Genomic DNA, 26,704 nt, shown 5'->3' on the forward strand with positions numbered 1-26,704 from the left:
CGACGGGCCCCATCGGCGCCGCCCGCCGGTTCCGAAGGCAAAAGTAAAGAAGCAGGCTCAGTCGAGCGCGGCGTACTCCTCGCGCAGCCGGCCCTTGACCATCTTCCCGGTGGGCGTGCGCGGGAGCGCGTCGCGGAACAGGAACTCCCGCGGCACCTTGTAGTGCGCGATCCGGTCACGGGCGTACGACGCCAGCTCGGCCGCGAGCACGTCGTCCGCAGTGGCGCCGGGCGCGGGCTGCACGAAGGCCACGACCCGCTCCCCCATGTCGTCGTCGGGCACCCCGATGACGGCGATGTCGGCGACCGCGGGGTGGAGGGTGAAGAGATCCTCGACCTCCTGCGGGTAGATGTTCACGCCACCGCTGATGATCATGAACGCCTTGCGGTCGGTGAGGTAGAGGAAGCCGTCGTCGTCGAGGTAGCCGAGGTCGCCGACCGTGGTCCAGCTCGGTTGCTCGGGGTGCTCGGTGGCGCGGGTCCTCTCGGGGTCGTTGTGGTAGCTGAAGGTGCGGGTCTCGCGCTCGAAGTAGATGGTGCCGACCTCGCCGGCAGGCAGGTCGCGGCCGTCCTCGCCGACGACGTGCGGGACGCCGAGCAGCGGCTGCCCCACCGAGCCGGGGTGCTGCAGCCAGGTGGCGGAGTCGATCCGGGTGGCGCCGTTGGCCTCGGTGGAGGCGTAGTACTCCTCGAGGATCGGGCCGAGCCAGTCGATCATCCGGCGCTTGACGTCGACGGGACAGGGGGCGGCGGCGTGCACGACGCAGCGCAGGCTCGAGACGTCGTAGCCGAGGCGGACGTCGTCGTCGAGCTTCAGCAGTCGCACGAACATGGTCGGCACCATCTGGGTGTGCGTGACGCGGTGCTTCTCGACCGCGGCCAGCGCTGCCTCCGCGTCGAACCGCTCCATCATCACCAGCGTGCCGCCGACGGTGTGGATCACGCCGCCGAAGCGCAGAGGCGCCGCGTGGTAGACCGGCGCCGGCGAGAGGTAGACGGTGTCCTGGTCGAAGCCGTACGCCGGCGCGAACATCGCCGGATAGAGGTAGCCCGGCTCGTCGACCGCGATCCGCGGCAGCGGCGGCTTGATCCCCTTCGGCCGGCCGGTGGTGCCGCTGGAGTAGAGCAGGTCGTCGCCGTGGGGCTGCTCGGGCAGCGGCTCGGTGCCGGCGGCGGTGAGCGCGGCCTCGTAGTCGTCGTACCCCTCGAGCGGGCCGCCGAAGGCGAGTCGGACGGGCACGTCGACATCGAGCGCGGTCACCGTGTCGGCGAGCGCTGCGGAGACCACGAGCGCCTTCGCGCCGCAGTCCTCGACGATGTACGACGCCTCGCCGGCACTCAGGTGCGAGTTGACCGCCGTGATGTAGAGACCCGAGCGCAGCGCCGCCCAGTAGACCTCGTAGGTCTCGGGCCGGTTGTCGCTGACCATCGCGACCACGTCACCGGTGGCCAGCCCGGCGGCCCGCAGGTGCTGGGCGAGCCGGAGGCTGCGCTCGTCGAGCTCGCGGTAGGTGAGGGTCCGGCCACTGCCGGCCATGACCAGCGCCGGCTTGTCGGGGGTGGTCGCTGCCCAGGTTCCCGGATACATGTCGTGAGTCTGACAGTAATACTGTCATCGTCAAGGGCGGACGCCGCGGTAGATCCCGCGCCGCACGATCCACGGCTGCAGCACGCGGTGCACCGACCAGGCCGGGAACCGGAACGGGTGTCCCGACGGCGCGAACACCCGCAGCCCGTCGGCCTCGGGCCCGAGCACCGATCCCCAACGCCGACGCGGCGGCTGGTAGGCGCGCAACGGGCGGTCGGCGAGGTGGGCGCGGATGTTGGCCGCCAGCAGCCGGTCCGCGCGGTTGCGCGCCGAGGAGCGCAGGGCGTCGGTGGCGGCGACGTCGCCGACCGCGAAGACACCCGGTGCGCCCGGCACCCGCAGCGTCGGCTCGACCCGCACGAAGCCGGCGTCGTCGAGCAGCCCTGCCGGCAGCCACGCGGTGTTGGGCCGGACCCGGCCGATCGCCCACACGACCGCGTCGGCGGCGGTCGGGGTCTGGCCGGTCGACCAGGCGACCGGGCCGGTGGTGATCGCGTCGCCGGCGAACCCGTCGGGTACGACGGCGCGGTGGCCCGGCTGCAGCACGACCCCGGCGCGGACGAGCCGGCGCCGCGCGAAGTCCCACACCCGCGGGTGGTGCTGGGGCAGCGCCCGCTCCCCCGGGAACGCGAGGGTGACCGTCGCCGCGGGCCAGCGGGTCGCGACCTGGAGCGCGGTGCTGACCGCGGCCGCACCACCCCCGACGACGAGGACCGCCTCGGCGGCGGCGAGTCGTGCGTGGTTCTCGCCGAGCGCGGTGGTGACGTCGGCGTCGGTCTGGAACCCGGGCAGTCGCCAGAAGCCGTTGCTGACGCCGGTGGCGAGCACCAGGACGTCGTACCGGATCGCGCGGGGGCCGACCGCGACGCTGCGCCCGGCGAGGTCGAGCCCGGTCAGCTCGCCATGGACCAGCTCGGCCCGGTCGAGGCGGCGGAACCGGTCGAAGCCGATCCGGTAGTCGCGCGCCCACGCCTCCGGGCGGGCCAGGCGCAGGCCGAGCTCCTGCCCGCTCACCAGGCCCGGCTTGCTGGAGACGCCGACGACGTCGACGTCCGCGCGGGCCAGGTGGATCGCGGTCAGCAGGCCGCTGTCGCCCAGGCCGGCGACGACCACCCGTGGCCGGGTCACGCGGGCTTCCGGGCCCACGACGGCGGGCGCGGCACCAGGACCGGCACCGAGTCGACGACCTGCTGGTAGGACGGCCGTCGCTCGAGACTGCGCCGCTCCATCATCGGGATGCTGGCGCCGAGGAACATCGCGACCATCGCGACGCCGCCGACCGGCAGCCACCACCAGTCGGCGGGCGAGGCGGCGATGCCGAACAGCGCCAGGCTCCACCAGAAGCAGATCTCGCCGAAGTAGTTGGGGTGGCGCGACCAGGCCCACAGGCCGCGGTCCATCACCTGGCCGGGAGCCCGCTCCCGCACGAAGCGGTGCATCTGCGCGTCGGCGGCCAGCTCGAGGAGCACGGCGCCGATGCCGACGACGAGTGCGACCGCGTCCAGCCAGCGCAGCCCCGGACCGTCGCGGGTGAGCACGACGTACACCGGCACCATGCCGAGGAAGACCTGGCAGGTCGGCACCAGGTGGATGCCGACGAGGTCGGCGAGCAGCTCGAGGCGCCCGGCGCGCTCGCGGACCAGCGGGTAGCGCCAGTCCTCGTGGTGCAGGCCGGGGAAGGTGCGCACCCAGTTGGCGGTGAGCCGCACCGCCCAGAGCACGATCACGCCGAGCACCAGCCACGCACGGGCGTCGTCGAGGGCGACCTCGGCGGCGAGCAGCCAGTAGAGGGCGAGGTACGGCGGCAGCACGCTCCAGTACGCGTCGTAGAAGCTGGAGTTGTGGTGGATCCGGCCGGCCACGAACACCACGAGCGTGGCCAGGACGTCGGCGAGGAGCCCGTCGAGCCACAGCCAGCGGGTGTCCGGCCCCCACGCCAGCCAGGCGCTGGCGAGGCCGAACGCGACGGCGTACGCGAGCCCGACCCGGGTCAGCGAGGCTCCCCGGCTCATCGGCGCCGGCGCTTCGCGTCGTACATCCGCACGTCGGCGAGCCGCAGCAGCTCGTCGGCGTCACGCCCGTCGGGACCGATCACGGCGGACCCGACGCTGACGCCGACCGGGACGTGCAGGGCGAAGGGGTGGGCGTCGAGGACCTCCTGCACGCGGCTGCGCAGCCGTTCGGCGAGCACGGTGTGGCTGGTGCGCTCGTCGAGGCGTACGACGAGCACGAACTCGTCGCCACCCACCCGCGCGACCGTGTCGTCGGCCTGCACGGCGTCGGTCAGCACGTCGGCCACCGCGCACAGCACGCTGTCGCCGGCGGCGTGCCCGAGGTCGTCGTTGACCGCCTTGAACCGGTCGAGGTCGAACATCACCAGGGCGTGCGGCGAACGGCCGGGCGCCGCGGCCGCGGCCAGCGCCTCGTGCAACGCGATCCGGTTGGCGACGCCGGTGAGCGGGTCGACCCGGCTCTGGGCGCGCAGCCGGTCCTGCTCCTCACGGTGCGGCGTGACGTCGACCAGCGCGTGCAGCCGCATGGGCTCGCCGCTGGGCCCGGTGAGGTCGCGGACCTGGACCTCCACCAGCCGAACGTCGCCGGTGCGGGTCACCACGGTCGCGGTGAACGCACCCCCGTCGGTCGCCGGCTGGTCGCGGGTGGTCAGCCAGCTGCGGACGGTCTGGCCCCGCAGCGAGTGCACCGGGACGCCCAGCAGGTCGGCGGCGGCGGCGTTGGCCTGGTGGACCCGGCCCTCGGCGTCGCTGACCAGCACCGGCGTCGGCGTCGCCTCGAGGATCGAGGCCAGCCAGGCGTTGGACCGGCGCAGGTCCGCCTTGAGCCGTCGGCGGCGGGCGTCGGTCGCCAGCCACAGCAGCACCAGCACGAAGCCGATCCCGACCACGAGGCCGGCGAGCAGCGGGTCGGTGCCACCGTCGACAGTGCCCACCGCGGCCTCACGGTCCTGCTCGACGAGCAGCCAGCCGCCGATCGCGGAGACCTCGCTGACCGCCCAGAGCCGGTCGCCCGACCCGGCGCTGTCGATCGAGCCGTCGGCTGCTCGCCCGCGCAGCAGCCGCGGGTCGTCGGTGCGTACGCCGACTCGGCCGCCCGAGTCCGCGAGCGTGGTGCCGTGCCGGTCGACGACGGTGACCGCGACGCCGTACTGGCGGAAGACGGCGGCCATCTCGGCCTGCAGCCCGGACAGCGCGAGGGTGGCGACGACGTACCCGCGGATCTGGCCCTGCGGGTCGCGTACGGCGGCCGCGACGGCGATCGCCCAGGCGTGGTCCGCGGTCATCAGCTGGTAGGCCTGTGAGACGTAGGCGCTGTCACGCCGGCTCGCGGGCCGGTACCACTCGCGGAACGAGAAGTTCTGGCCGATCACGTTCGGGCTGGGCTGGGGCGGGGCCAGGTCGAGCATCGTGCCGGAGGCGTCGTACAGGGAGAGGTTGTAGGCGCCGGTCGTCGCCGAGCCCAGGGACTCCAGCGCCAGGTCCATGCGCTCCTGGTCGCCGGTGACCACGGCACGTCGTACGGCATCGCTGCGGCTGAACGCGGTCACGGCGTCGGCCAGTCCACCCAGCCGCAGGTCGACCCCGCGGGCCGCGAGGGAGTCGATCGCCTCGAGGCGGTTCTCGGCGGCGCTGGTCAGCGAGGCGTCGGTGTCGGCGCGGCCCATGACCACGATCGCAGCCACCAGCACGAGCACCAGGCTGACCAGGCCGGCGAGCACGCGGGGCACCAGCCGCTCGAGGACCGAGGGCTCGGTGGTGGCGGGAGCGGTGGTGAGGGCGGGCAGGTCGGCGCGGTCGACGGGGTGGACGAGCCCGGGCGGCACCCGGTTCTCCCGGAGCAGCGTGCCCAGCGCGTCGGCGTCCAGCGGCCGGCTCATCAAGAAGCCCTGCCCGAACGGGCAGCCGAGCCGGCGCAGGGCCGCGACGTGCTGCGGGCGCTCGATCCCCTCGGCGACGACATGGACGCCGAGCGAGAGGCAGAACCGCACCAGCGACTCGGCCATCCGCTCGTGCGGGCCGCCGGAGCCGAGGAACTGCACGAAGGACCGGTCGATCTTGACGCCGTCGACCCGGAACCGGCGCAGGTAGTCGAAGCTCGCGTTGCCCGTGCCGAAGTCGTCGAGGGTGACGTTGCAGCCGAGGGCCGCCAGCTCGGCGAGGACCTGCTCGTGCCCCTGCCCGGTCCGCGAGAGCACGGTCTCGGTCAGCTCGACGATCACCGCGTCGAGCGGCAGCCCCGCCGCCTCGGTCGCCTCCCGGAAGCGCTGCGGCAGCGTCGGGTCGTCGAGGTCGGCCGGCGACAGGTTGACCGCCAGGCACAGCCGCTCCCCTGCCGGCAGCCGCCGCCACTGCGCCACCTGGGTCGCGGCGGCGGCCAGCACCATCTCGTCGAGGTGCACCACCAGCCCGGACTCCTCGAGTGGTTCGAGGAACCCGGCCGGCTCGACCAGCTCTCCGCTCTCCCGGTCGAAGAGCCGGGCCAGCGCCTCGACCGCCACCATCTCCCCGGTGCGCAGGTCGTAGCAGGGCTGGTAGTGGACGACCACGTCCCCCTGCTCCAGGGCGCGCGCGATCCGCTCCGCAGTCAGTGTCTGCGCAGCACCGGATGCCATGACGACCTCACTCCCGGGAACCGCGCGACACCCCTCCCCAAGGCCGGCCCGTTCCCCGCCCCCCATCGTACGAAGCACCACGGCCGCGCGCGGCGGAATGTCCGCTCTTGCGTCCGGGAGCCGAGCAGCCGCCCGCGGCTCAGGTCGCCACCTCGGGCCTGTCGGGCTGGTCGGGCTCGATCGGCTCGTCGAGGAAGCGCACTGCGTGGGGCGGCGCCGGGTCCCCCAGCGTGTTGAGCGGCGCGTGCGCGATCACCGAGCGCGCCTTGCGTCGTACGACGGAGTCGCGGCGACCCCGCTCGTCGATCAGCACCAGCCGTCGCCCGTGCCTCAGCACCGGCGCCGCCGTGATGCCGGCCAGCGACAACGCCGCCAGGATCGCCGTCGGGTCCTGCCCCTCCGGCACCTCGTAGCCCAGCACGTCGCGGTCGCGACTCGCCAGCTCGTCCTCCCGCGCCATCTCCGCGCGGACCCACGGCACCATCACCAGGATCCCGGCGAAGGCGAGCACGGCGGCGAGTGCTCCGAACACCATCCACGGCAGACCTGCTCCGCCCATGGCACACCTCCTGCTGCGCACGGGAGGTACCCGGACGCGACGGTGGCAACCGGGTCAGCGGCCCCGGAGGGTCACTCCCACTCGATGGTGCCCGGGGGCTTCGAGGTGATGTCGACCGTGACCCGGTTGACCTCCTGGACCTCGTTGGTGATCCGGGTGGAGATCTTCTCGAGCACCTCGTAGGGCAGCCGCGCCCAGTCGGCGGTCATGGCGTCCTCGGAGGTGACCGGGCGCAGCACGACCGGGTGGCCGTAGGTGCGGTGGTCGCCCTGGACACCGACGGAGCGCACGTCCGCGAGCAGTACGACGGGCATCTGCCAGATGTCGCCGTCGAGGCCGGCGGCGGTCATCTCCTCGCGGGCGATGGCGTCGGCCTCGCGCAGGATGTCGAGACGCTCGCGGTTGACCTCGCCGATGATCCGGATGCCGAGGCCGGGGCCGGGGAACGGCTGGCGCTGGACGATGACGCTCGGCAGGCCGAGCTGGGCACCGACGGCGCGGACCTCGTCCTTGAACAGCTCGCGCAGCGGCTCGACCAGCTCGAACTCGAGGTCCTCGGGCAGGCCGCCGACGTTGTGGTGCGACTTGATGGTCGACGTACCGGCGCCGCCGCCGGACTCGACGATGTCGGGATAGAGCGTGCCCTGGACCAGGAAGCCGACCTTGGTCCCCTCGGGCGCGTCCTTGATCACCTCGAGCTCGGCGCCCTCGAAGGCGCGGATGAACTCGCGGCCGATGACCTTGCGCTTGGCCTCCGGCTCGGAGACACCGGCCAGCGCGTCGAGGAACTGCTTCTCGGCGTCGACGATGACCAGCTTGGCGCCGGTCGCGGCGACGAAGTCGCGCTCGATCTGCTCGGTCTCGCCCTTGCGCATCAGGCCGTGGTCGACGTACACGCAGGTGAGGCGATCACCGATCGCCTTCTGCACGATGGCCGCGGCGACGGCGGAGTCGACGCCGCCGGACAGGCCGCAGATCGCGCGGCCGTCGGGGCCGATCTGGTCGCGAACGCGGGCGATCTGCTCCTCGGCGATGTTGCCGATGGTCCAGGTCTGGCGACAGCCGGCGATGTCCCACAGGAAGTGCTCGAGGATCTTCTGGCCGTGCTCGGAGTGCAGCACCTCGGGGTGCCACTGGACGCCGGCGAGACCGCGGTCGACGTCCTCGAAGGCGGCGACTGGGGTGACCTCGGTCGACGCGAGCACGGCGAAGCCCTCGGGGGCCGCGCTGACCGCGTCGCCGTGGGACATCCACACGTTGTGCTCGGTCGGGATGCCGTTGAGCAGGGTGCCGGGGTGGTGGATCGCAACGCGGGTGCGGCCGTACTCGCGGGCACCGGTCGCCGACACCGTGCCGCCGAGGTGGGCGGCCATCAACTGGAAGCCGTAGCACATGCCGAACACCGAGGGACCCGCCGTGAAGATGGCCGGGTCGACGGCCGGCGCGCCCTCCTCGTAGACCGACGACGGGCCGCCGGACAGGATGATCGCCTTCGGGTTCCGGGCGACCATCTCGGCCACCGACATGGTGTGCGGCACGATCTCGGAGTAGACCCGCGCCTCGCGCACGCGGCGGGCGATCAGCTGGGCGTACTGCGCCCCGAAGTCCACCACCAGGACCAGGTCGTGCTCGGACTGCGTCTCCTCGGCCGTCATGGGCGAATCGTATCGGCGCGGGCGCGTGGCCCCGAACCCGCGTCGTACCCGGCATTCGGGTCGCACTCGCCGCGGCGGGACGACCGGTTTGCCGGGTACGACGGGCTAGCCGGCCAGGCGCCGCAACCAGATCCGACGCTGGTGCTCGTCCAGGGCCCGGCGCCGGGCGACAGTGGAGGTGTCGACCCACCACCCGGGCTGCTCCGTGGTCCAGCGACGGGGGTGGTCGGACCGTTTCTCGGCGCGCCGATAGGCCGCGTCGAGGCGGGCGAAGAAGGCGGACACGTCGCGGCGGTCCTCGGACATCATCGTGACGACCTCGAGGTCGAGGTCGCGGTAGAGCGCGTCCCGGTCGAGGTCCTTGCGGCGAACCCCGTCGGCGAGGTGTACGACACCCTCGTACTCCCCGACGACGCCTGCCCGCAGGTCGATCAGGTCGGGGGTGGTCAGGTGGCGGCCGTTCGGGGCGGCCGGGTCGAACAGCGGACAGTTGGTCTGCAGCACGGCCCGAGGCCGCCGGCGGAGCCAGGCCATGCGCATCCCGACCTCCTGGGGTGACCAGGCGTTCTCGTCGGCGAGGTCGAGTGCGTCACGGAAGGTGCAGATGCCGGGCCGTGAGACCAGGCCGCCGGCGTACCTTCGCAACCCGGCGAGGTCGGTGAGATCGTCGGCGCAGGCCATGTCGATCACGCGGACTGCGACGGCCACGGATGTCGCACGGCAGACCTCGAAGGCGACGGCGCGCTCGACGCGCGTGACCGGCAGGCCGTCGATCACCTCGACATCGGCCTCGAACAGCCAGTCCTCGGTCAGCTCCACGCCGGTCCGCGGTCGGGCGCCACGGGTGGTGAGGGCGATCGGCACGTCCAGTCGGGTCCTGCCGTCCTCGGCGATCCCTCCGAACCAGCGCGATTCCCGCCGCCACCCGAGCGACGCCCACCCCGTCACCGCTGCATCCGCCGGCAGCCCGGCGAGCGCCTCGACCACCCGTTGCTCGAGCGCACCGCCGTCGATCCCACTCGGGACGCACCAAGCAGGCGCGACCCGCCGCCACCGCGGTCCGCGCGCCTGGCCCGGAGTCGGTCCGGTCCTGCCGGCCGGGTCGACGTGGCAGGGCAGGACGACGCCGGGGCGGGTGACGGGATGCGGGAACACCCCGCCATCGTGCTCCGAACCTGCGCTCCCGCGGCGGCCCTCCACAGGCACGCGTCCGGCGCTCGTCGTACCCGGCAATCGAGTCCTCATCGGGCCGTCCGATCGACCCGAATGCCGGGTACGACGGAAGAACCCGACCCCGCGGACAGCCCCGAAAAACGCACCAGGGCCCGGCCGGGGAGGGAGGGTGGCCGGGCCCTGATTGTCCACGCAGCTGATGGACAGTGCCTGGACCGAGCCCGGGCTTCGGGAGGGAGCGTGAATTCCCGGGCTCGTTCAGATCAACGAGGCCGTGAGGGGTGGGTTACGCCGGTCCCGAACAAGTTGGGAAAACTTCTGGGGCGCTCGCCGGACCGGCCGGCAAGCGCCCCAGGAGGCGACAGGAGTACCAGCAGCCTCAGCTGACGCCCACGATGGGCAGCCGCAGGGCCGCCGGCGCGTCGTCGGGTACGACGGGCGCGCGCGGCGCGACCGGCTCGATCGAGGCGTAGGCCTCGCCGAGCGCCGGCCGGGTGTCGGTCTCGCCCTTGTTGGGCCAGTACGCCATGGCCCGCTCGGCCTGCGCGGTGATGGTCAGCGACGGGTTCACGCCGAGGTTGGCCGAGATGGTCGAGCCGTCCACGATGTGCAGGCCCGGGTGGCCGTACATCCGCTGGTAGCCGTCGACCACACCCGACGCCGGGCTGTCGCCGATGGTGCAGCCGCCGATGAAGTGGGCGGTCAGCGGCCGGTTGAACGGCTCGCCGATGGTGCCGCCGGCGGTGCCGCCGCCCATCACGGCCGCCATCCGGCGTACGGCGTCGTTGGCGGCCGGGATCCAGGTCGGGTTGGGCTCGCCGTGGCCCTGCTTGGAGGACAGGACCCACTTCCCCGCGACCCGCTTCGGGAAGGTGGTGATCGAGTTGTCGACCGACTGCATGACCAGGGCGATGACGACCCGCTCCGACCAGTGCTTGACGTCGTAGAGGTCGCGGACCCGCTTGCGCTCCTTCCACAGCTCCTTGAGCCACACCTTCCAGCGCGCCTCGGGGCCGTCGCCGTCGGTGAGGACGGTCTGCATCAGCGACATCGCGTTGCTGCCCTTGCCGTAGCGCACCGGCTCGATGTGGGTGTGCTCGTCGGGGTGCCACGACGAGGTGATCGCCACGCCCTCGGTGTAGTCGACGGCGGCCCCCTCGGGCGCGATGGCGCCGAGGATCGACTCGGAGTTCGTGCGGGTCAGGTGCCCGAGCCGGTCGGAGACGTTCGGCAGGTCGCCGGTCGCCTTGAGCCGGTGCAGCAGCTTCTGGGTGCCGAGCGCGGCAGCGGAGAAGACGACCTGCTCCGCGGTGAACGTGCGGACCGCCGTACGACGCGACAGCTTCGCCTTGGACCACCGGGTGTCCACCCGGTAGCCGCCGCCGGCCAGCGGGCGGACCCGGGTGACCGTGGTGAGCGGGTGCACCTCGGCGCCGTTCTGCTCGGCGAGGTAGAGGTAGTTCTTGACCAGGGTGTTCTTGGCGTTGTGCCGGCACCCGGTCATGCACTCGCCACAGTCGGTACACGTGTTGCGCCGCGGCCCGACGCCACCGAAGTACGGGTCCTCGACGGAGTCACCGGCCGACTGCGCGGGACCGCCGAAGAACACGCCGACCGGGGTGGCGTGGAAGCTGTCGCCGACGCCCATCTCGTCGGCGACCTTCTTCATCACCTCGTCCGAGGGGGTCATCCGCGGGTAGGTGACCACGCCCAGCATCCGCTTGGCCTGGTCGTAGTACGGCGCCAGCTCGGCCTTCCAGTCGGTGATGTGCGCCCACGAGGGGTCGGTGTAGAACGGGTCGAGCGCCTCGTAGAGCGTGTTGGCGTAGACCAGCGAGCCGCCGCCGACACCGGCGCCGGCGAGGATCAGGCAGTCCTTGACCATGTCGATGCGCTGGATGCCGTAGCAACCGGCGGAGGGCGCGAAGAGGTACTTCTTCAGGTCCCAGGAGTTGTCGGCGAAGTCGGCGTCGGTGAACCGGGCTCCGGCCTCCAGCACACCGACCTTGTAGCCCTTCTCGGTGAGCCGGAGCGCCGTGACCGAGCCACCGAAGCCGGACCCGATGACCAGGACGTCGTAGTCGAAGTCGCTCATGCTCGGCCCAGCTTGTCCATCAGCCGCAGCGAGGCGGTCATGAACTTCGCGTAGGACTCGTCGGACATGCCGAGCATCGGCCCGAACCGGATCAGCCGCTGCGTGGCGACCGACTGGGTCTCGGTGTAGCGGTGGATGCCCTCGCTGCCCTGGCGCCGGCCCATGCCGGACTCGCGCATGCCGCCCATCGGGGCGTCGATGCTGGCGAAGGTGGCGCCGAAGGCCTCGTTGACGTTGACCGTGCCGCACTTGATCTGGCGCGCGATCGCGCGCCCGCGGGCGGTGTCGCGGGTGTAGACCGAGCCGTTGAGGCCGTACTCGCCGTCGTTGGCCCGGGCGATCGCGTCGGCCTCGTCGTGGAAGCGGTAGATCGACACGACCGGGCCGAAGGTCTCGTTGCCGAAGCAGGTCATCTCGGGCGTGACGCCCTCGAGGATGGTCGGCTCGAAGTAGTACGGCGCCAGGTCGGGCCGCGCCCGCCCACCGGCGAGCACCCGGGCGCCCTTGGCGACCGCGTCCTCCACGTGGGCGGTGACGGTCTCGAGCTGGTCGGCCGAGATCAGGGTGCCCATGTCGGCGTCCCAGTCCATCGTGGCGCCGAGGCTCATCGCCTTGGTGCGGGCCACGAAGCGCTCGACGAACCGGTCGTAGACGGCGTCGGCGACGAACATCCGCTCGGTGGACACGCACAGCTGGCCGGCGTTGGAGAAGCAGGCGCGTACGGCGCCCTCGGCGGCCCGCTCGACGTCGGCGTCGCGGAGCACGAGGATCGGGTTCTTGCCACCGAGCTCGAGCGAGCAGCCGATCAGCCGCTCGGCCGCCTGCTTGGCGATGATCTTGCCGGTCGCGGTGGAGCCGGTGAAGCAGATGTAGTCGGAGCGCTCGATGATCGGCGTACCGAGCTCACGGCCGGGCCCGGCCACGACCTGCCACAGGTCGCGCGGGAACCCGGCGTCCTCGAGCAGCTGGGCTCCGAGCAGCGCCGACAGCATGGTCTGGGCGTCGGGCTTGGTCACCACGGCGTTGCCGGCGAGCAGGGCCGGGAGGCCGTCGCACAGCGCCATGGTGAACGGGTAGTTCCACGGCGAGATGATGCCGACGACGCCCTTGGGCACCCGGTTGAGCTCGACCTTCGTGAGCACGGGCACGACGCCCGGGCGGCGCTGGGTGTCGAGGTGCTTGTGGGCGGTGCGGGCGTAGTAGCGCGCGGTGAGCGCGATGTGCAGCGGCTCGTCGAAGGCGTGCTTGCGGGCCTTGCCCGACTCGAGCTGGATCAGGTCCATGATCTCGGCCTGCCGGTCGAGCACGATGTCGTGCAGCCGGTGCAGGATCCGGGCCCGCTCGTCGATCGACACCCGCGCCCACGCGGCCTGCGCCACCCGCGCCCGGCGGAACGCCTCGGCGACGTCGTCGGTGCTCGACTGCGGGATGTTGGCGACCGGGGCGCCGTTGATCGGCGAGAACACCTGGGTGCTCCGACCGGTGGTCGACAGGATCCGCTCGGTCAGCCGGGCGACGTGCTCGGGCTCGAGGGCGTACGACGCCCGCGGGTCGTGCTCGGGGTCGTGCGGGCCGTCAACGACCGGGCCGTCGGAGGACGCGCCGGAGCCGGGAATCGCTTCGCTCATGGGACGAGGGTAGGTGACCGCAGTCACCGAATCTACTGATCGGTAGCAGATGTGCCGCTTTACACATGCCCGCCCCCTGTCAAGGGTCGCGCCGGCGCCAGTTTCACCGGCCGACCGGTGAAACTGGCGGGGCTGAACGACGAAACTGGCGCTTGGACGAGGAAGTTTCATCGTCCAAGCGAGAGTTTCACCGGCTGACCGGTGAAACTCCCACCGATATATCGCACTACATCGGCGGCGCGGACAGGTAGACCGACTTGGCCTCGGTGTACTGCCCGAGCCCCTCGGGACCGAACTCGCGGCCGAGCCCGGAGGCCTTGAAGCCGCCGAACGGCGCGGCGAAGTCCATCGTGTAGGTGTTCACGCCGTAGGTGCCGGTGCGCACGCCGCGGGCCACCTCGAGACCGGCCTCCTCGTCGGCGGTCCACACGGTGCCGGCCAGGCCGTACTCCGAGTCGTTGGCGATCCGGACGGCGTCGGCCACGTCGTCGTAGGCGATGACCGAGAGGACCGGCCCGAAGATCTCCTCCTGCGCGATCCGCATCTTGTTGTCGACGCCGGCGAAGACGGTCGGGCGGACGTACCAGCCCGTGTCGAGGCCGTCGGGACGGCCGTCGCCGCCGGTCAGCAGCTGGGCGCCCTCCTCCTGGCCGATCCGGATGTACGACGCCACGCGCTCCTGCTGGCGCCGCGCGACCATCGGGCCGATCTCGGTGGCGGGGTCGAGCGGGTCGCCGACCACCATGTCGCCGATCGCGGTGGCGAGGGCGGCGGCGAAGGCGTCGTGCCGCTCGCGGCTGACCAGGACCCGGGTCTGGGCGACGCAGGCCTGTCCGGAGTTCATCACGCCGAGGAACTTCAGGCCCTCGATCGCAGCGGCCTCGTCAGCGTCGTCGAGGATGATCGCGGCCGACTTGCCGCCGAGCTCGAGCGAGACCCGCTTGAGCTGCTCGCCGCAGATCGCGCCGATCTTGCGGCCGGCGGCGGTGGAGCCGGTGAACGCGACCTTGTCGACGCCGGGGTGGCGCACCAGGTGCTCCCCCACCTCACGACCACCGGCCACGATGCTGACGACGCCTTCCGGGACGCCGGCCTCGACGAGCAGCTCGGCGAGCAGGTACGCGTCGAGCGGGGTCTCCGGGGCGGGCTTCACGACGACGGTGCACCCGGCGAGCAGCGCCGGGACGACCTTCGACAGGATCGTGAACTGCGGGACGTTCCACGGCGGGATGGCCGCGACGACGCCCACCGGCTCGTGCCGTACGACGACGTCGGCGCCGAGCACGCCCGGACGCCGCTCCTCCCACGGGAACTCCCGCGCGATGCCGAGGAAGGCCTCGATCTGCATCCACGGCGCCGGCGCCTGGGCGAGCGAGCTGAACGAGATCGGCGAGCCCATCTCGGTGGAGATGATGGTCGCCATCTCCTCCAGCTTCGCGGCGTACAGGCCCGAGAGGTTCTGCACGACCTCGATCCGCTCGGCCGGGCTCATCCGCGGCCACGGTCCCTCGTCGAAGGCCCGGCGGGCCGCGGCCACCGCCGCGTCGATGTCGGCGGCGCTGCCCTCGGGGACCCGAGCGACGACCTGCTCGGAGTGCGGGGAGACCACCTCGAGCACGGCGTCGGTGGCGGGCCTGGCCCAGGTGCCGCCGATGAAGAGGGCGTCGCGGTCGAGCGTCATGAAGCTGCCTTTCGATGGAGATTCCAGAGGTCTCGAGACGGTTGCTGCACAACCTCCTCGACCACCGGTCGGTCAGGGGGCGAGGGTGAACCAGTCGGCGAAGCCGCTGGGGTCGTGCCGGCCGAGGGATCCGTGCTCGAAGAGGCCCCAACCCTCGGAGCCGTCGGGTACGCCGGCACCCGGGCCGTGCACGGTGGCCCGGCCGACGTGGTCGATCACGCCGAACATGACCCGCCCGGCGACGGCCGGGTCATTCATGTCATAGGTGAGCCGCTCGGTGAACGCGGGGCCCTTCCACATGCCGTGCGTCCAGTCCGAGTCGCCGCCGTACCCACCACCGACGTGGATCGGGACAGGCAGCAACGAGTCGACCTCCAGCACGAGCTCCTTGCCCTCGGGCGTGCTGCACACGATCGTGGCGCCGGTGGGGACGCGGGTGCCGGAGGTGTAGCGGACCGAGACCCGCGGCCAGCCGAGCTGCTCGACCCGGCCGTCCTTCCAGATCCGGGTGCAGTCGTTGAGCGTCCGGAACCCGTCGGGGGTCTCCTGGATGATGATGACGACGCAGAACTCATCGAAGCGCATCGGCACGTAGAGCCACCACATGCCCTCGAAGGCCGGGTCCGCGGGCTTTCCGGCGGGCGCGGCCTCTCCGACCGGCCGGATGCCCCACGAGCGGTCGCGCGAGCCGACCCACCGGTCGGGGGTGACCTCGATGTCGGTGCCGTCCACGCTGAGCACACCCTCCCAGGTGCCGACCTGGGCGAAGCGCTGCGCGTCGAGCGTCGTGCCGCTGCCCTGGCGCATCACGTGGGGCAGCTCCTGGACGACCGGGAAGGAGCCCTCCCAGGTCAGGTCCATGGCGATGCCCTCGGTCTCCTCGAGCACCAGGCGCAGCCTGTGGAGCGGCTCGATCACCTCGATGCGGTAGTTGCCGACCTGCTGGGCCATCCGGTCGGCGCCGCGCGGGTCGGCGGCGTCGCCGAGGTGGACGGCGGTCTGCTCCTCGCCGCGGCGGAGCAGCACGAAGGCGTCCTTGGTGCCGAGGTTGGGATAGAAGCCGAGGCCGGTGATGAGGAACAGGTCGCCGGTGCGGTCGTGGGCGTTGAGGTAGCAGCGGTCGTAGAAGTTGCGGTCGCTGCTGCCGGCCCAGGCGACGGGGCGCGGGAGCTGGTGGATCGGGTACTCGTCGAGCGGCCCGAGGCCGACGTACTCGTCATGCAGGCTCATGCACCGACCTCCTCGAGGAGCCGCTCGAGGAGCGGGCGGTGGTGGAAGACGGACTCGGGGTCCGCGGGCCTCTCGATCTCGCCGAAGTGGATCTGGCGCGCACTGGTGCGCAGGAACACGCAGCCCCAGTTGACGGCGGCGTGCAGCAGATACCAGGTGAGGTCGCCGGTCTCGACGCCGGTGAGCTCGCGGTACGTCGCCACGACGTCCTCGGTCGCCAGGAAGTCCGGCATGCCGGGCAGGCCGAGCATGGTCGCGATCTCCTGGAACACCTGGTGGGCGAAGACCAGCCAGGCGAGGTCCATCTCGCGCGGGCCGAGGGTGGCCATCTCCCAGTCGAGGACGGCGACCGGCTCGAAGTCGCGGTACATCATGTTGCCGATCCGGGAGTCGCCCCAGACCAGCACCGGCTCGCCCTCCCCGGCAGGGAGGTTGGCCTCGAGCCAGGCCAGGCCACGCTCGATCAGCGGGGAGCGCGGGCTCGCCTCGTCCGTGGTGATCGCGTAGTCGTACCAGGCCCGGGTCTTGGCGAGGTTGCGCGCCAGCGGGGTCGCACCCCCGTGGCCGGTGACCGCGGGGTCGAGGAAAGCGAAGGTCGTGGCGGCGTCGGGGATGCCGTGCAGCCTGGCCAGGACGTCGACGGTGCTGCGCTGCAGCCGCTCCTGCTGCTCGGGCGAGGCGTCGAAGAGCCAGTTGTCGCCGAACGGGTACGGCAGCACGTCGGGCGGCACCGCGCCGTCGAGGCGGTCCATCAGGAAGAACGGCGTGCCGAGCACGTCGCCTGTCGGCTCGTTGAGGCCCACCGTCGGGACCGGGACGCCGGCCAGCTCGCCGGCCAGGCGCATGGCGTCGTACTGGTCGGTGAGGCGGTACTCAGCGAACACCGGCAGGTCACTCGCCGCCGGGGCCACCCGGGCGACGTACTCGCGGGTGACCCGGGCGCCGCCCTCGGTGGTGGTGATCGCGAGCAGCACCGTCTCGCTCGACATGCCGTTGGTCTGCACGCCGTCGTGGAGGGTCACCTCGGGGTCGGCGCCGTCGGGCAGCACGCCGGTGAGCCACTCCTCGAGGCGGTCGTGGACCGCGCCCTGGTCGCGGCTCGACCGCTGCAGGGTCATCTCGGCCATCTCTGCGGGCAACGACTCGCTCACGGCACCTCCTGGCTCCACGCTACTAGAACGTGTTCTATGTCACGACGAGCGTTACGGTACCCTCGGTATCGAAAGAGGGGAAGAGGTCATGGGGACGGAAATGTCCGCAGCCCGCGCGACCGGCCGGCCGCGGGACCCGCGGATCGAGCAGGCCGCGCTGGCCGCGGTCCGCGCCCTGCTCGCCGAGGGCGGGTACGCCGCCGTGACCGGCGCGGCCGTGGCCGCCCGGGCCGGTACGACCAAGGCGGCCCTCTACCGCCGCTGGACCGCCCTTCCCCACCTCGTCCACGAGGCCGCCTTCCCCAGCGAGCTCGCGCTCGACATGCACCTGGGCGGGACACTGGAGGAGGACGTCGCCGGCATCGTGCGCGGCGCCCGCGACGCCCTGTGCTCCCCCGTCGGTGCCGCCGCCCTGCCCGCCCTGCTGGCCGAGATCACCACCTGGCCCGACCTGCACGCGGCCATGCTGGAGCGCTTCGCCGGCTCCTTCCGGGCGATCGACGAGCGGCTCGCGGTCGCGATCGCCGCCGGCGAGGCGCATCCCGACGCACGGGCCGACGACCTGATCCAGACCGTCATCGGGACGATCATCGCCGGCGTCCTGCTCACTCCCGGCCAGCTCGACGACGCCTGGGTCGACCGGCTCACCGCGAGCCTCGTGCGTGGCCTGCGCCCCCGACCCGGTTGAGTCGCCGCATCCTCACGGTTGAGTTGCCCCATCCTGACCGTTGAGTTGCCGCATCCTTGCCATTGAGCCGCCGGGACATGGCAACTCAACGGAGAGGATCGGGCAACTCAACGGAGAGGATCGGGCAACTCAACGGAGAGGATCGGGCAACTCAACGGAGAGGATGCGGCAAGTCAACGGATCTCGGCGAGCGCGAGGCCCTCCTCGTCACCGAGCCGGACCAGCGCCTCGGCGTCCGGGCCGTAGACGGCGGACCCACCGATGAAGGTGTGCGGGCCGCAGCGGCCGGTCAGGCCGGCGACCACGACGTGCATCCCGTGGTCGAGCGCGCGGGCGGCGTAGGTGACGTCGAGGCGGCGGGCGCCGCCGGGGAAGTACGCGACCGAGGCGAGGTACGCCGAAGCGCCGGCCGCCGCGGCGATCGCGGCGTGCTCCGGGACGCTGCCGTCGCGGCAGATCGAGAGCGCGAGCACCACGCCGTCCACGGTGATCGTCGCCGGATGCTCGCCCCGGACGAACCAGGTCGGCTCGTCGCCGTCGAGGTGCTGCTTGTCGTACGGCGCCGTGGTGGTGCCGTCGGGCTCGACGACCACCGAGGCGAGGGTGCGGCCGCGGTCGCGACGCAGGGCGGTCGAGGCGACCACGGTGGCGCCGGCGGCCGCCGCGGCCGATCGCAGCGGGTCGAGCAGCGGGCCGGCCAGGTCGATCGGCGTCGGGACGTCGCCGCAGAACGCGCTGGCGTCGTACCCGGTGAGGAAGGCCTCGGGGAGCACCACCACGCGGGCACCGCCCTCGCCCGCCGCACGGACGAGACGGGCGGCCGTCGCGATGTTGTGGACGAGGTCGCCGGCGCGGGCCTCGGCCTGGGCGGCGGCGACGATCATCAGTGGGCGACGACCTCGACCCGCTGGAACTCCTTGAGCTCGGTGTAGCCGGTGGTGGCCATCGAGCGCTTGAGGGCCCCGACCAGGTTCATCGTGCCGTCGGCGACGCGGGAGGGCCCGAACAGGATCTCCTCGATCGTGCCGACCTGGTCGAACTGCACCCGCTGGCCCCGCGGCAGGTCCGCGTGGTGCGCCTCGGCACCCCAGTGGAAGCCGCGGCCGGGCGCGTCGGTGGCGCGGGCGAACGGCGAGCCGACCATCACGGCGTCGGCGCCGCAGGCGATCGCCTTGGCGAGGTCGCCCGACGTACCGATGGAGCCGTCGGCGATGACGTGGACGTAGCGGCCGCCGGACTCGTCGAGGTAGTCGCGGCGGGCGGCGGCGACGTCGGCGACGGCCGAGGCCATCGGGACGGAGATGCCGAGGACGGTGCGGGTCGTGTGGGCGGCACCGCCGCCGAAGCCGACCAGCACACCGGCCGCGCCGGTGCGCATCAGGTGCAGCGCGGCCTGGTGGGTCGCGCACCCGCCGACGATGACCGGCACGTCGAGCTCGTAGATGAACTCCTTGAGGTTCAGCGGCTCGGCCTGGCTGGAGACGTGCTCGGCAGAGACGGTCGTGCCGCGGATGACGAACAGGTCGACGCCCGCGTCGGTCACCGTCTTGGCGAACTCCTTGGTCCGCTGCGGCGACAGCGAGCCCGCCACCGTCACCCCGGCCTCGCGCACCTCGCGCAGCCGCTCGGTGATCAGCTCGGCCTTGATCGGCTCGGTGTAGATCTCCTGCAGGCGCCGGGTGGCCTCGACCCCCTGCAGCCCGGCGACCTCGTCGAGGAGCGGCTGCGGGTCGTCGTACCGCGTCCAGAGGCCCTCGAGGTTGAGCACGCCGAGACCGCCGAATCGGCCGAAGTCGATCGCGGTCTTCGGCGACATCACCGAGTCCATCGGCGCCGCGAGGATCGGCAGGGAGAACCGGTACGCGTCGATCTGCCAGTCGACGCTGACCTCCTCGGGGTCGCGCGTGCGCCGGGACGGCACGATCGCGATGTCGTCGAAGGAGTACGCCGTCCGGGCCCGCTTGGCGCGGCCGATCTCGATGTCGCTCACGCGCCGAGGATATCGGGACCGCCGCTCAGGACCGCATGCCGGCGAGGTCGAGGAACATGACGTGCAGCCCGGCGAGGCTCCCGTCGGGACGACGGAAGGCGCCCGGGACGGTGCCGATCACCTGGAAGCCGAGACTGCGCCACAGCGCGACGGCGGCGGTGTTGGTGGTGACCACGGCGTTGAACTGGATGCCCGCGAAGCCCTGCTCGCGGTGCCACGCGACGACGTGCTCCCCGAGCGCCCGGCCCACGCCGGCACCGCGCGCCGCGGTCGCCACCATGAAGGACGCGGTGCCGATGTGGCTGCCCTGGGCCGGCCGGTTCGGGCCCATCTTCGCGGTCCCGACCACGACGCCGTCGAGCTCGGCGACCGCGACCGCACCGGGCTGGCCCAGCCAGAAGTCGCGGGCCTCGGCGTCGTCGAGCACCGGGACGGCGTACGTCTCACCGGCGGTCAGCACCTCGGTGATGATCGCCCCCACCGCCGGCCAGTCGGCGGGCTGGTACGGCCGGAGGACGAGCTCGCTCACCCGGCCGACAATAGTTGGTTCATTCCCTGGGATCGTGCAAGCGAGTAGCGCTCACGCGTACCGCGGCAGCCCTTGGCACGACTCAACTACGGCCGACCGGCGAACGGCACGCCGGTCAACGACGGGACTCGTGTCGTCCCTGTGTGCGCGGGTCGAGCTTCTCCGCCTCGTTGAGACGGCGCTCGTGCTCGACGCGCTCGCGCTCGAAACGGTTGCGCTTGTCCTCGGCGATGGCCTCGAGCCGGTCGGCCTCGGCCCGCGCCTGCTCGGACTCGGCCTCGACCTGTCGCGCCTCCGCGTCCTGCGCGCGCAGCCTGGTCTCGTGCCGCTGCGCCTCGCGACGGATCGCCTCCGCCTTCTCCCGGTCCCGATTCCGCTTCTTGCGCGCGCCAGCCATCGCGATGGCGCCGATCACCAGCAGCGCCACGATCACGTACACGGCGATCCAGCCCGGGTCGTTCCAGGCACCGAACCACTCGTTGACATCCATCGTCGACTCCTCCCCCTAGTTCCGCTTCTCGTGCGGTACCGCGGGAGGGCGCACCTCATACCGTGCGCGACACATCGCGGGCGGGGCCGAGTCCGGCGCTCGAGCGCCGGACGGCGTTACCGACAGCGGGCGTGACGCCCGACCACGCTCGCGGAGGATCCCTCCAGGACGCCGATGACCGCCACGGTCAGGACCGGTGGTAGTTGGGCGCCTCGACGGTCATCTCGATGTCGTGCGGGTGGCTCTCCTTGAGCGAGGCGGAGGTGATCCGGATGAACCGGCCCTTCTCCTGCAGCTCGGGGATTGTCTGCGCGCCGACGTAGAACATCGACTGGGACAGGCCACCGAGGAGCTGGTGCGCGACGCCGGCGAGCGGTCCCTTGTAGGCGACCCGCCCCTCGATGCCCTCGGGCACGATCTTGTCGTCGCTGGTGACCTCGGCCTGGAAGTAGCGGTCCTTGGAGTAGGACTTCTTGCCGCGCGAGGACATGGCTCCGAGCGAGCCCATGCCGCGGTACGCCTTGTACTGCTTGCCCTGGTGGAAGACGACCTCGCCGGGCGACTCCTCGCAACCGGCGAGCATCGAGCCGATCATCACGGACTCGGCGCCGGCCACGATGGCCTTCGCGATGTCGCCGGACTGCTGGAGGCCGCCGTCGGCGATGACGGGTACGCCGGCCGGCCCGGCCGCGAGGGACGCCTCGTAGACCGCGGTGACCTGGGGGACGCCGCAGCCGGTCACGACGCGCGTCGTGCAGATGGAGCCGGGGCCGAAGCCGACCTTGACGGCGTCGGCACCCGCATCGACGAACGCCTGGGCGCCCTCGCGGGTGGCGACGTTGCCGCCGATGACCTGGACGTGCTTGGTGGCCGGGTCGGACTTGAGCCGGCGGACCATGTCGAGCAGGAGCGTGACGTGTCCGTGGGCGGTGTCGGCGACGAGGACGTCGACCCCGGCCTCGATCAGGCCGGTGGCCCGCTCCCAGGCATCGCCGAAGTAACCGATCGCGGCGCCGACCATGAGCCGGCCGTCGCCGTCCTTGGAGGCGAGCGGGAACTGCTCGGACTTCACGAAGTCCTTGACGGTGATCAGGCCGCCCAGGCGGCCCTCGGCGTCGACGAGCGGGAGTCGCTCGCGCTTGTGCTTGCGCAGCAGCGCGGTCGCGTCGTCACGGGAGATGCCGACGCCACCGGTGACCAGCGGCATCGGGGTCATCACCTCGTCGACCTTGGTGGTGGCCCACTCCGCGACGGGGGTGAACCGCAGGTCGCGGTTGGTGCAGATGCCGAGCAGCCGGTTGTCGGCGTCGACGACGGGGAGGCCGGAGACGCGGTACTCGCCGCAGATCCTGTCGAGCTCCTCGAGCGTCGCGTCGGGGCCGATGGTGACCGGGTTGGAGATGATGCCGGTCTGGGTCCGCTTGACGAGGTCGACCTGGTAGGCCTGCTCCTCGGCGGAGAGATTGCGGTGGAGGATGCCGATGCCGCCCTGGCGGGCCATCGCGATCGCCATCCGCGACTCGGTCACGGTGTCCATCGCGGCGCTGATCAGCGGCGACTTGAGCGAGATCTCGCGGGTCAGCCGCGAGGTGGTGTCGATGTCGTCCGGCGCGAGGTCGGAATGACCGGGCAGCAGCAGGACGTCGTCGTAGGTGAGACCGAGCGCAGCGAACTTGTCGGGGACCTCCACTGGACCAGTGTAGGGCGTGAGCCCCATCACGCAGTGCGCGGCCCTTGACGGGTCCGAGAGGGTGGGAGCGTGGTTTCCGACCTCTCCCCGCACGTCCTCGTCCTCTTCGGCGCGACCGGCGACCTGGCCGCCCGCAAGCTCTTCCCCGGCCTCTACCGGCTGGCCGTCGCAGGCCGCCTGCCCGACCACTTCGAGGTCATCGGCAGCGGCCGGCACTCCCCCGGCGGCGACGACGAGTTCCGCCGCCACGTGCGCGACGCGCTCGCCGAGTTCGTCGGCGACGTCGACGAGTCCGTGGCCGGCCCGCTGCTCGCGCGGACCCGGTTCGTCGCGTCCTCCGCCGACGACGGTACGGCGCTCGCCCGGGCCGTCGAGGAGGCCGAGGACCGGATCCTGGCGACCTGCGGCTGCCTGCTGGGCGACGTACGGCGCCTCCTCTACCTCTCCGTCCCGCCCGGAGCGGTCAAGGGCATGGTCGGCATGCTCGACCGCGAGGACCTCGTCGCCCGCTCGCGGCTGGTCACCGAGAAGCCGTTCGGCACCGACCTCGCGACCGCCCGCGACCTGCAGGCCGTGCTGTCCTCGGCGTTCGCCGGCGACCAGGTGTTCCGGATCGACCACTTCCTCGGCAAGGAGGCGGTGCAGAACATCCTCGCGCTGCGCTTCGCCAACGGCCTGTTCGAGCCGGCGTGGAACAGGCACTCCATCGAGTCGGTGCAGATCGACGTCCCCGAGAAGCTCACGGTCGAGGGCCGCGGCAGCTTCTACGAGGGAACCGGCTGCCTGCGCGACATGGTGACCACCCACCTCGCCCAGCTGCTCGGCTTCGTCGCGCTCGAGGACCCGCACGCGTTCCGGGCCTCCGCCATCCGCGCCGCGAAGGCCGCGACCTTCTCCGCGGTCCGTCCGCTCGACCCCGAGCGCGTCGTCTTCGGCCAGTACGACGGCTACCGCGACGAGCCCGACGTGGCCGCCGACTCGCAGGTCGAGACCTTCGTGGCCGCCGAGGTCTGGATCGACAACGACCGCTGGCGCGACGTCCCGTTCTACCTGCGCACCGGCAAGGCGATGGCCGAGGGCAGCCGCACGATCACGGTCCGCTTCCGCGACCCCCGCCACCGCTGGCTCAAGCCCGAGGACGGCGGCATCCCCGAGCCCAACGAGCTGGTCATCGAGCTCGCCGACCAGCCGCGGGTCGCGATCGACGTGCGCGCCAAGCGCCCCGGTCCCGACATGGCCCTCGTGGAGGGCGTGTTCCGGCTCGACCTGGTGGGTGACGTCCCCGGCGCGGACCCGCTCGAGGCCTACGAGCGGCTGCTGCTCGACGTGATGCGCGGCGACCAGACGCTGTTCATCAGCTCCGAGGAGGTCGACCGGCTGTGGGAGATCTTCCAGCCGGTGCTCGACCGCCGTCCGCCCGTCGAGCCCTACGCGCCCGGCACGTGGGGGCCGGCCTCGGCGCTCGACCTGCCGCTGGGTCGGTGGCGGCTCGGCAACCACCCTGCCGCCCCGAACGGTCAGTGATCCGGTCGGGACCACTCCTCGGACTGGGTCAGCTTGAACAGATAGGCCAGCGGCGGTACGACGACCACCACCGCCAGCCCGACCGCGACGAGCAGCCCCTGCAGGGTCGCGGTGGCACCCGCCGCGTCGGCGATGGTGACCTCGTCGACGAGCAGCCACGGGTACTGACCCACGCCCCACCCCGACACCACGGCGGCGACGGCGAGGACGGCGGTGATCCGCGCGACGGCGTACCGCCGGGTCCAGAGCAGCGCCATGGTCGCCACCCCCGCGAGGCCGGCGAGGACGACGAGGGGCGCGGCCCGGCCCTCGAGCCCGGCCGCGAGGGTCGGGGCGTCGTGGTCGAGCGGGACGAGGGCGGCGAAGATGATCGCGCCGGTGGCCGCGCCGACACCGAGAGCGCGCAGGCGCAGCTCGTCGGCGAGCCGGTCCTGGCCGCTGCGGCGGGCGTCGGCGACCAGGAAGGTCCCGGCGAGGAAGGCGCAGGTGCCGACGGCGATCACGCCGCCGAACAGTGAGGTCGGGTTGACCCAGGACGACCACCGGTCGCCCGTGCCGTCGAGCGGCACCCGGCCCGAGGCGATGCCGCCGGCGACGGTGCCGAGGAAGAACGGCGTGATGATCGAGGAGGTCGCGAACACGATCCCGAACAGGCGGGCCTGAGCCAGGGTGGCGGCGTACTTGCGGAACGCGAAGCTCGCGCCGCGCAGCACGATGCCGAGCAGGGCCAGCAGCAGCGGCAGCACCAGCGTCGACATCGCGGCCGCGAAGGACTCGGGGAAGCCGGTCCACCAGATCACCAGGACGTAGATCAGCCACACGTGGTTGGCCTCCCACACCGGACCGATGCTGTGGTCGACGAGGGTGCGCAGCTCCGCACCCCGCCTGCTGCTGCCGGCCGTCAGGTCGAAGAATCCGGACCCGAAGTCGGCGCCGCCGAGCACGGCGTACGCGATGACTCCGACGAAGAGGGCGGCCGCGACCGCGAGCTCGAGCGTCACGACGAGACCTCCGGGGCGTACGGACTGGGCAGGTCGGCGTCGCCGGCGCGCCAGCGCCGGGCCATCGAGCGCAGTACGACGACCGCGCCGACCGTCATGGCCGTGTAGACGACGGTGCTGATGCCGAGCAGCCACCACAGGCTGGCGGTGTAGTCGCCGACGGCGTCGGTGGTGCGCATGACGTCATACACGATCCAGGGCTGGCGGCCGACCTCGGTGGCGATCCAGCCGGCCTCGAGCGCGACGACCGCGAGCGGGCCGGCCGCGGCGGCGAAGCGGAGGAACCAGCGCTTCTCGAGCAGGTCGCGACCACGTCGGCGCTGGAACCAGAAGAGCACGACGGCCGCCGCGAGCAGGGTGCCGATGCCGACCATCGTCTGGAAGGCCAGGTGGGTCATGTTGACCGGCGGGTGGTCCTCCTCGGGGATCGTGTCGAGCCCGGGGACGGGCTTGTCGGGCGAGTTCATCGCGATCAGGGAGCCGAGACGCGGGATGTCGATCGACCACTTCACCTCGCCGTCGACCAGCACTCCCCCGAGTCGCAGTGGCGAGGGACTCTCCGTGGTCTCGGCCAGCTCGAACGCTGCCAGCTTGGCGGGCTGGCGCTCGTCGAGGCCGAAGCCGAGCACGTGGCCGACGAACGGCTGGGTCACCGCGGCGATCGACGCGAACACGAACGGGACCAGGAAGCCCAGCCGGTGGTGGGCGTCGCGGCGACCGCGGAGCATGCCGACGGCGTACACGCCGGCGACGGTGAACCCGGTCAGCATGTAGGCGCCGACCCACATGTGGGCGAACTGGAGGAAGGCGTGCTGGTTGAACAGCACCTTCCACGGCTCGACGTCGGTGACCTGGCCGTCGACGATCCGGAAGCCGGTCGGCACGTTCATCCAGGCGTTGACCGCGAGCACGCAGTAGGCGCCGATGATGCCGGTGACCGCCATCGGCAGGACCATCAGGACGTGCCTCTTGGCGGGCATCCGTCCCCAGCCGTAGAGGTAGATGCCGAGAAAGATCGCCTCGAGGAAGAACGCCAGGCCCTCGAACGCGAACGGCAGGCCGAGCACGTCGCCGTACGTCCCCATCAGGCCGGGCCACAGCAGGCCCATCTCGAAGCTGAGCACCGTGCCGGAGACGGCGCCGATCGCGAAGAGGACGGCGGACACCTTGGCCCAGCGCTTGGCCAGGCCGAGCGCGACCGGGTCGCTGTGCCGGATGCCCCGCAGGTGCATCACGAAGATCATCGCGGGGAACGCGACGCCGAAGCACGCGAGCACGATGTGCCAGCCCAGAGAGAGCGCCATCTGCTCGCGGGCGGGCAGCAGGCCGGGGGGTTCGACCTCGGCGGCGAGGCGGGTGAGGGCGGTGACGACGTCGGGGGTCAGCACTCCTCGACCGTACTGTTT

At 72.1% G+C, this 26,704-nt stretch carries 21 protein-coding genes; 2 read left to right on the forward strand and 19 right to left on the reverse strand.

What is annotated here, in order from left to right:
• Nucleotides 1–57: 57 nt before the first annotated feature.
• The 12 genes from FBY23_RS22015 to FBY23_RS22070 all read right to left on the reverse strand — a co-directional run bounded on the left by FBY23_RS22015 (nucleotide 58) and on the right by FBY23_RS22070 (nucleotide 17,386).
• Nucleotides 58–1,587, reverse strand: coding sequence for an acyl-CoA synthetase (locus tag FBY23_RS22015; protein ID WP_141800093.1), 1,530 nt, complete (start codon nucleotides 1,585–1,587; stop codon nucleotides 58–60).
• Between the two features lie 30 nt (nucleotides 1,588–1,617).
• The gene (locus FBY23_RS22020) at nucleotides 1,618–2,715 is read right to left on the reverse strand and encodes an FAD-dependent oxidoreductase (RefSeq protein ID WP_141800094.1); all 1,098 of its coding nucleotides are present in this window, start codon (nucleotides 2,713–2,715) and stop codon (nucleotides 1,618–1,620) included.
• Nucleotides 2,712–3,599, reverse strand: coding sequence for a DUF1295 domain-containing protein (locus FBY23_RS22025; RefSeq protein WP_141800095.1), 888 nt, complete (start codon nucleotides 3,597–3,599; stop codon nucleotides 2,712–2,714). The genes FBY23_RS22020 and FBY23_RS22025 overlap by 4 nt, the downstream gene beginning before the upstream one ends.
• On the reverse strand, nucleotides 3,596–6,214 hold the full coding sequence (locus FBY23_RS22030; protein WP_160158332.1) for an EAL domain-containing protein: 2,619 nt from the start codon (nucleotides 6,212–6,214) through the stop codon (nucleotides 3,596–3,598). The genes FBY23_RS22025 and FBY23_RS22030 overlap by 4 nt, the downstream gene beginning before the upstream one ends.
• A 139-nt stretch (nucleotides 6,215–6,353) precedes the next feature.
• Nucleotides 6,354–6,773, reverse strand: a complete 420-nt coding sequence (locus FBY23_RS22035) for a hypothetical protein (RefSeq protein WP_141800097.1) — start codon at nucleotides 6,771–6,773, stop codon at nucleotides 6,354–6,356.
• Between the two features lie 71 nt (nucleotides 6,774–6,844).
• Nucleotides 6,845–8,428, reverse strand: a complete 1,584-nt coding sequence (gene guaA / locus FBY23_RS22040; protein WP_141800098.1) for a glutamine-hydrolyzing GMP synthase — start codon at nucleotides 8,426–8,428, stop codon at nucleotides 6,845–6,847.
• A gap of 105 nt (nucleotides 8,429–8,533) precedes the next feature.
• Nucleotides 8,534–9,583: a hypothetical protein gene (locus tag FBY23_RS22045; protein WP_141800099.1), complete on the reverse strand. Its 1,050-nt coding sequence runs from the start codon at nucleotides 9,581–9,583 to the stop codon at nucleotides 8,534–8,536.
• 397 nt (nucleotides 9,584–9,980) lie between these two features.
• A complete protein-coding gene (locus FBY23_RS22050) occupies nucleotides 9,981–11,696 on the reverse strand; it encodes a GMC oxidoreductase (protein ID WP_141800100.1) in 1,716 nt (571 codons plus the stop codon).
• The gene (locus tag FBY23_RS22055; protein ID WP_141800101.1) at nucleotides 11,693–13,324 is read right to left on the reverse strand and encodes a succinic semialdehyde dehydrogenase; all 1,632 of its coding nucleotides are present in this window, start codon (nucleotides 13,322–13,324) and stop codon (nucleotides 11,693–11,695) included. The genes FBY23_RS22050 and FBY23_RS22055 overlap by 4 nt, the downstream gene beginning before the upstream one ends.
• Before the next feature lie 226 nt (nucleotides 13,325–13,550).
• Nucleotides 13,551–15,005 carry an aldehyde dehydrogenase gene (locus FBY23_RS22060; protein WP_141800102.1) on the reverse strand — a complete coding sequence of 485 codons (1,455 nt, stop codon included), beginning with the start codon at nucleotides 15,003–15,005 and terminating at the stop codon, nucleotides 13,551–13,553.
• Nucleotides 15,006–15,077: 72 nt separating this feature from the next.
• The gene (locus tag FBY23_RS22065) at nucleotides 15,078–16,235 is read right to left on the reverse strand and encodes a hypothetical protein (protein ID WP_141800103.1); all 1,158 of its coding nucleotides are present in this window, start codon (nucleotides 16,233–16,235) and stop codon (nucleotides 15,078–15,080) included.
• Entirely contained in the window at nucleotides 16,232–17,386 is a 1,155-nt protein-coding gene (locus FBY23_RS22070) for a phosphotransferase family protein (RefSeq protein ID WP_222117909.1), read from the reverse strand. The genes FBY23_RS22065 and FBY23_RS22070 overlap by 4 nt, the downstream gene beginning before the upstream one ends.
• Before the next feature lie 100 nt (nucleotides 17,387–17,486).
• Here FBY23_RS22070 and FBY23_RS22075 point away from each other — a divergent pair, with 100 nt between their 5' ends.
• A complete protein-coding gene (locus tag FBY23_RS22075; protein WP_160158333.1) occupies nucleotides 17,487–18,074 on the forward strand; it encodes a TetR-like C-terminal domain-containing protein in 588 nt (195 codons plus the stop codon).
• A 173-nt stretch (nucleotides 18,075–18,247) separates the two neighbouring features.
• On the opposite strand, the gene FBY23_RS22080 is transcribed toward FBY23_RS22075, so the two are convergent.
• The 5 genes from FBY23_RS22080 to guaB form a co-directional block, all read right to left on the reverse strand.
• Nucleotides 18,248–18,958 (reverse strand): carbon-nitrogen hydrolase family protein, encoded by a 711-nt coding sequence (locus FBY23_RS22080; RefSeq protein ID WP_141800105.1) that lies wholly within the window; start codon nucleotides 18,956–18,958, stop codon nucleotides 18,248–18,250.
• Nucleotides 18,958–20,064: a GuaB3 family IMP dehydrogenase-related protein gene (locus FBY23_RS22085; RefSeq protein WP_141800106.1), complete on the reverse strand. Its 1,107-nt coding sequence runs from the start codon at nucleotides 20,062–20,064 to the stop codon at nucleotides 18,958–18,960. Before FBY23_RS22085 ends, FBY23_RS22080 begins: the two co-directional genes overlap by 1 nt.
• 25 nt (nucleotides 20,065–20,089) lie before the next feature.
• Nucleotides 20,090–20,593: a GNAT family N-acetyltransferase gene (locus FBY23_RS22090; protein ID WP_141800107.1), complete on the reverse strand. Its 504-nt coding sequence runs from the start codon at nucleotides 20,591–20,593 to the stop codon at nucleotides 20,090–20,092.
• 115 nt (nucleotides 20,594–20,708) lie between these two features.
• Entirely contained in the window at nucleotides 20,709–21,083 is a 375-nt protein-coding gene (locus FBY23_RS22095) for a hypothetical protein (protein WP_141800108.1), read from the reverse strand.
• 187 nt (nucleotides 21,084–21,270) lie between these two features.
• Entirely contained in the window at nucleotides 21,271–22,800 is a 1,530-nt protein-coding gene (gene guaB / locus FBY23_RS22100; protein WP_141800109.1) for an IMP dehydrogenase, read from the reverse strand.
• Nucleotides 22,801–22,842: 42 nt separating this feature from the next.
• Here guaB and zwf point away from each other — a divergent pair, with 42 nt between their 5' ends.
• Nucleotides 22,843–24,297 carry a glucose-6-phosphate dehydrogenase gene (zwf, locus tag FBY23_RS22105; RefSeq protein WP_141800110.1) on the forward strand — a complete coding sequence of 485 codons (1,455 nt, stop codon included), beginning with the start codon at nucleotides 22,843–22,845 and terminating at the stop codon, nucleotides 24,295–24,297.
• On the opposite strand, the gene FBY23_RS22110 is transcribed toward zwf, so the two are convergent.
• Nucleotides 24,291–25,298: a cytochrome d ubiquinol oxidase subunit II gene (locus tag FBY23_RS22110; protein ID WP_141800111.1), complete on the reverse strand. Its 1,008-nt coding sequence runs from the start codon at nucleotides 25,296–25,298 to the stop codon at nucleotides 24,291–24,293. The genes zwf and FBY23_RS22110 overlap by 7 nt on opposite strands.
• The gene (locus FBY23_RS22115) at nucleotides 25,295–26,686 is read right to left on the reverse strand and encodes a cytochrome ubiquinol oxidase subunit I (protein ID WP_260806366.1); all 1,392 of its coding nucleotides are present in this window, start codon (nucleotides 26,684–26,686) and stop codon (nucleotides 25,295–25,297) included. Before FBY23_RS22115 ends, FBY23_RS22110 begins: the two co-directional genes overlap by 4 nt.
• Between the last annotated feature and the right edge of the window lie 18 nt (nucleotides 26,687–26,704).

Source organism: Nocardioides sp. SLBN-35 (genome assembly GCF_006715725.1).
Classification (GTDB): Bacteria; Actinomycetota; Actinomycetes; order Propionibacteriales; family Nocardioidaceae; genus Nocardioides.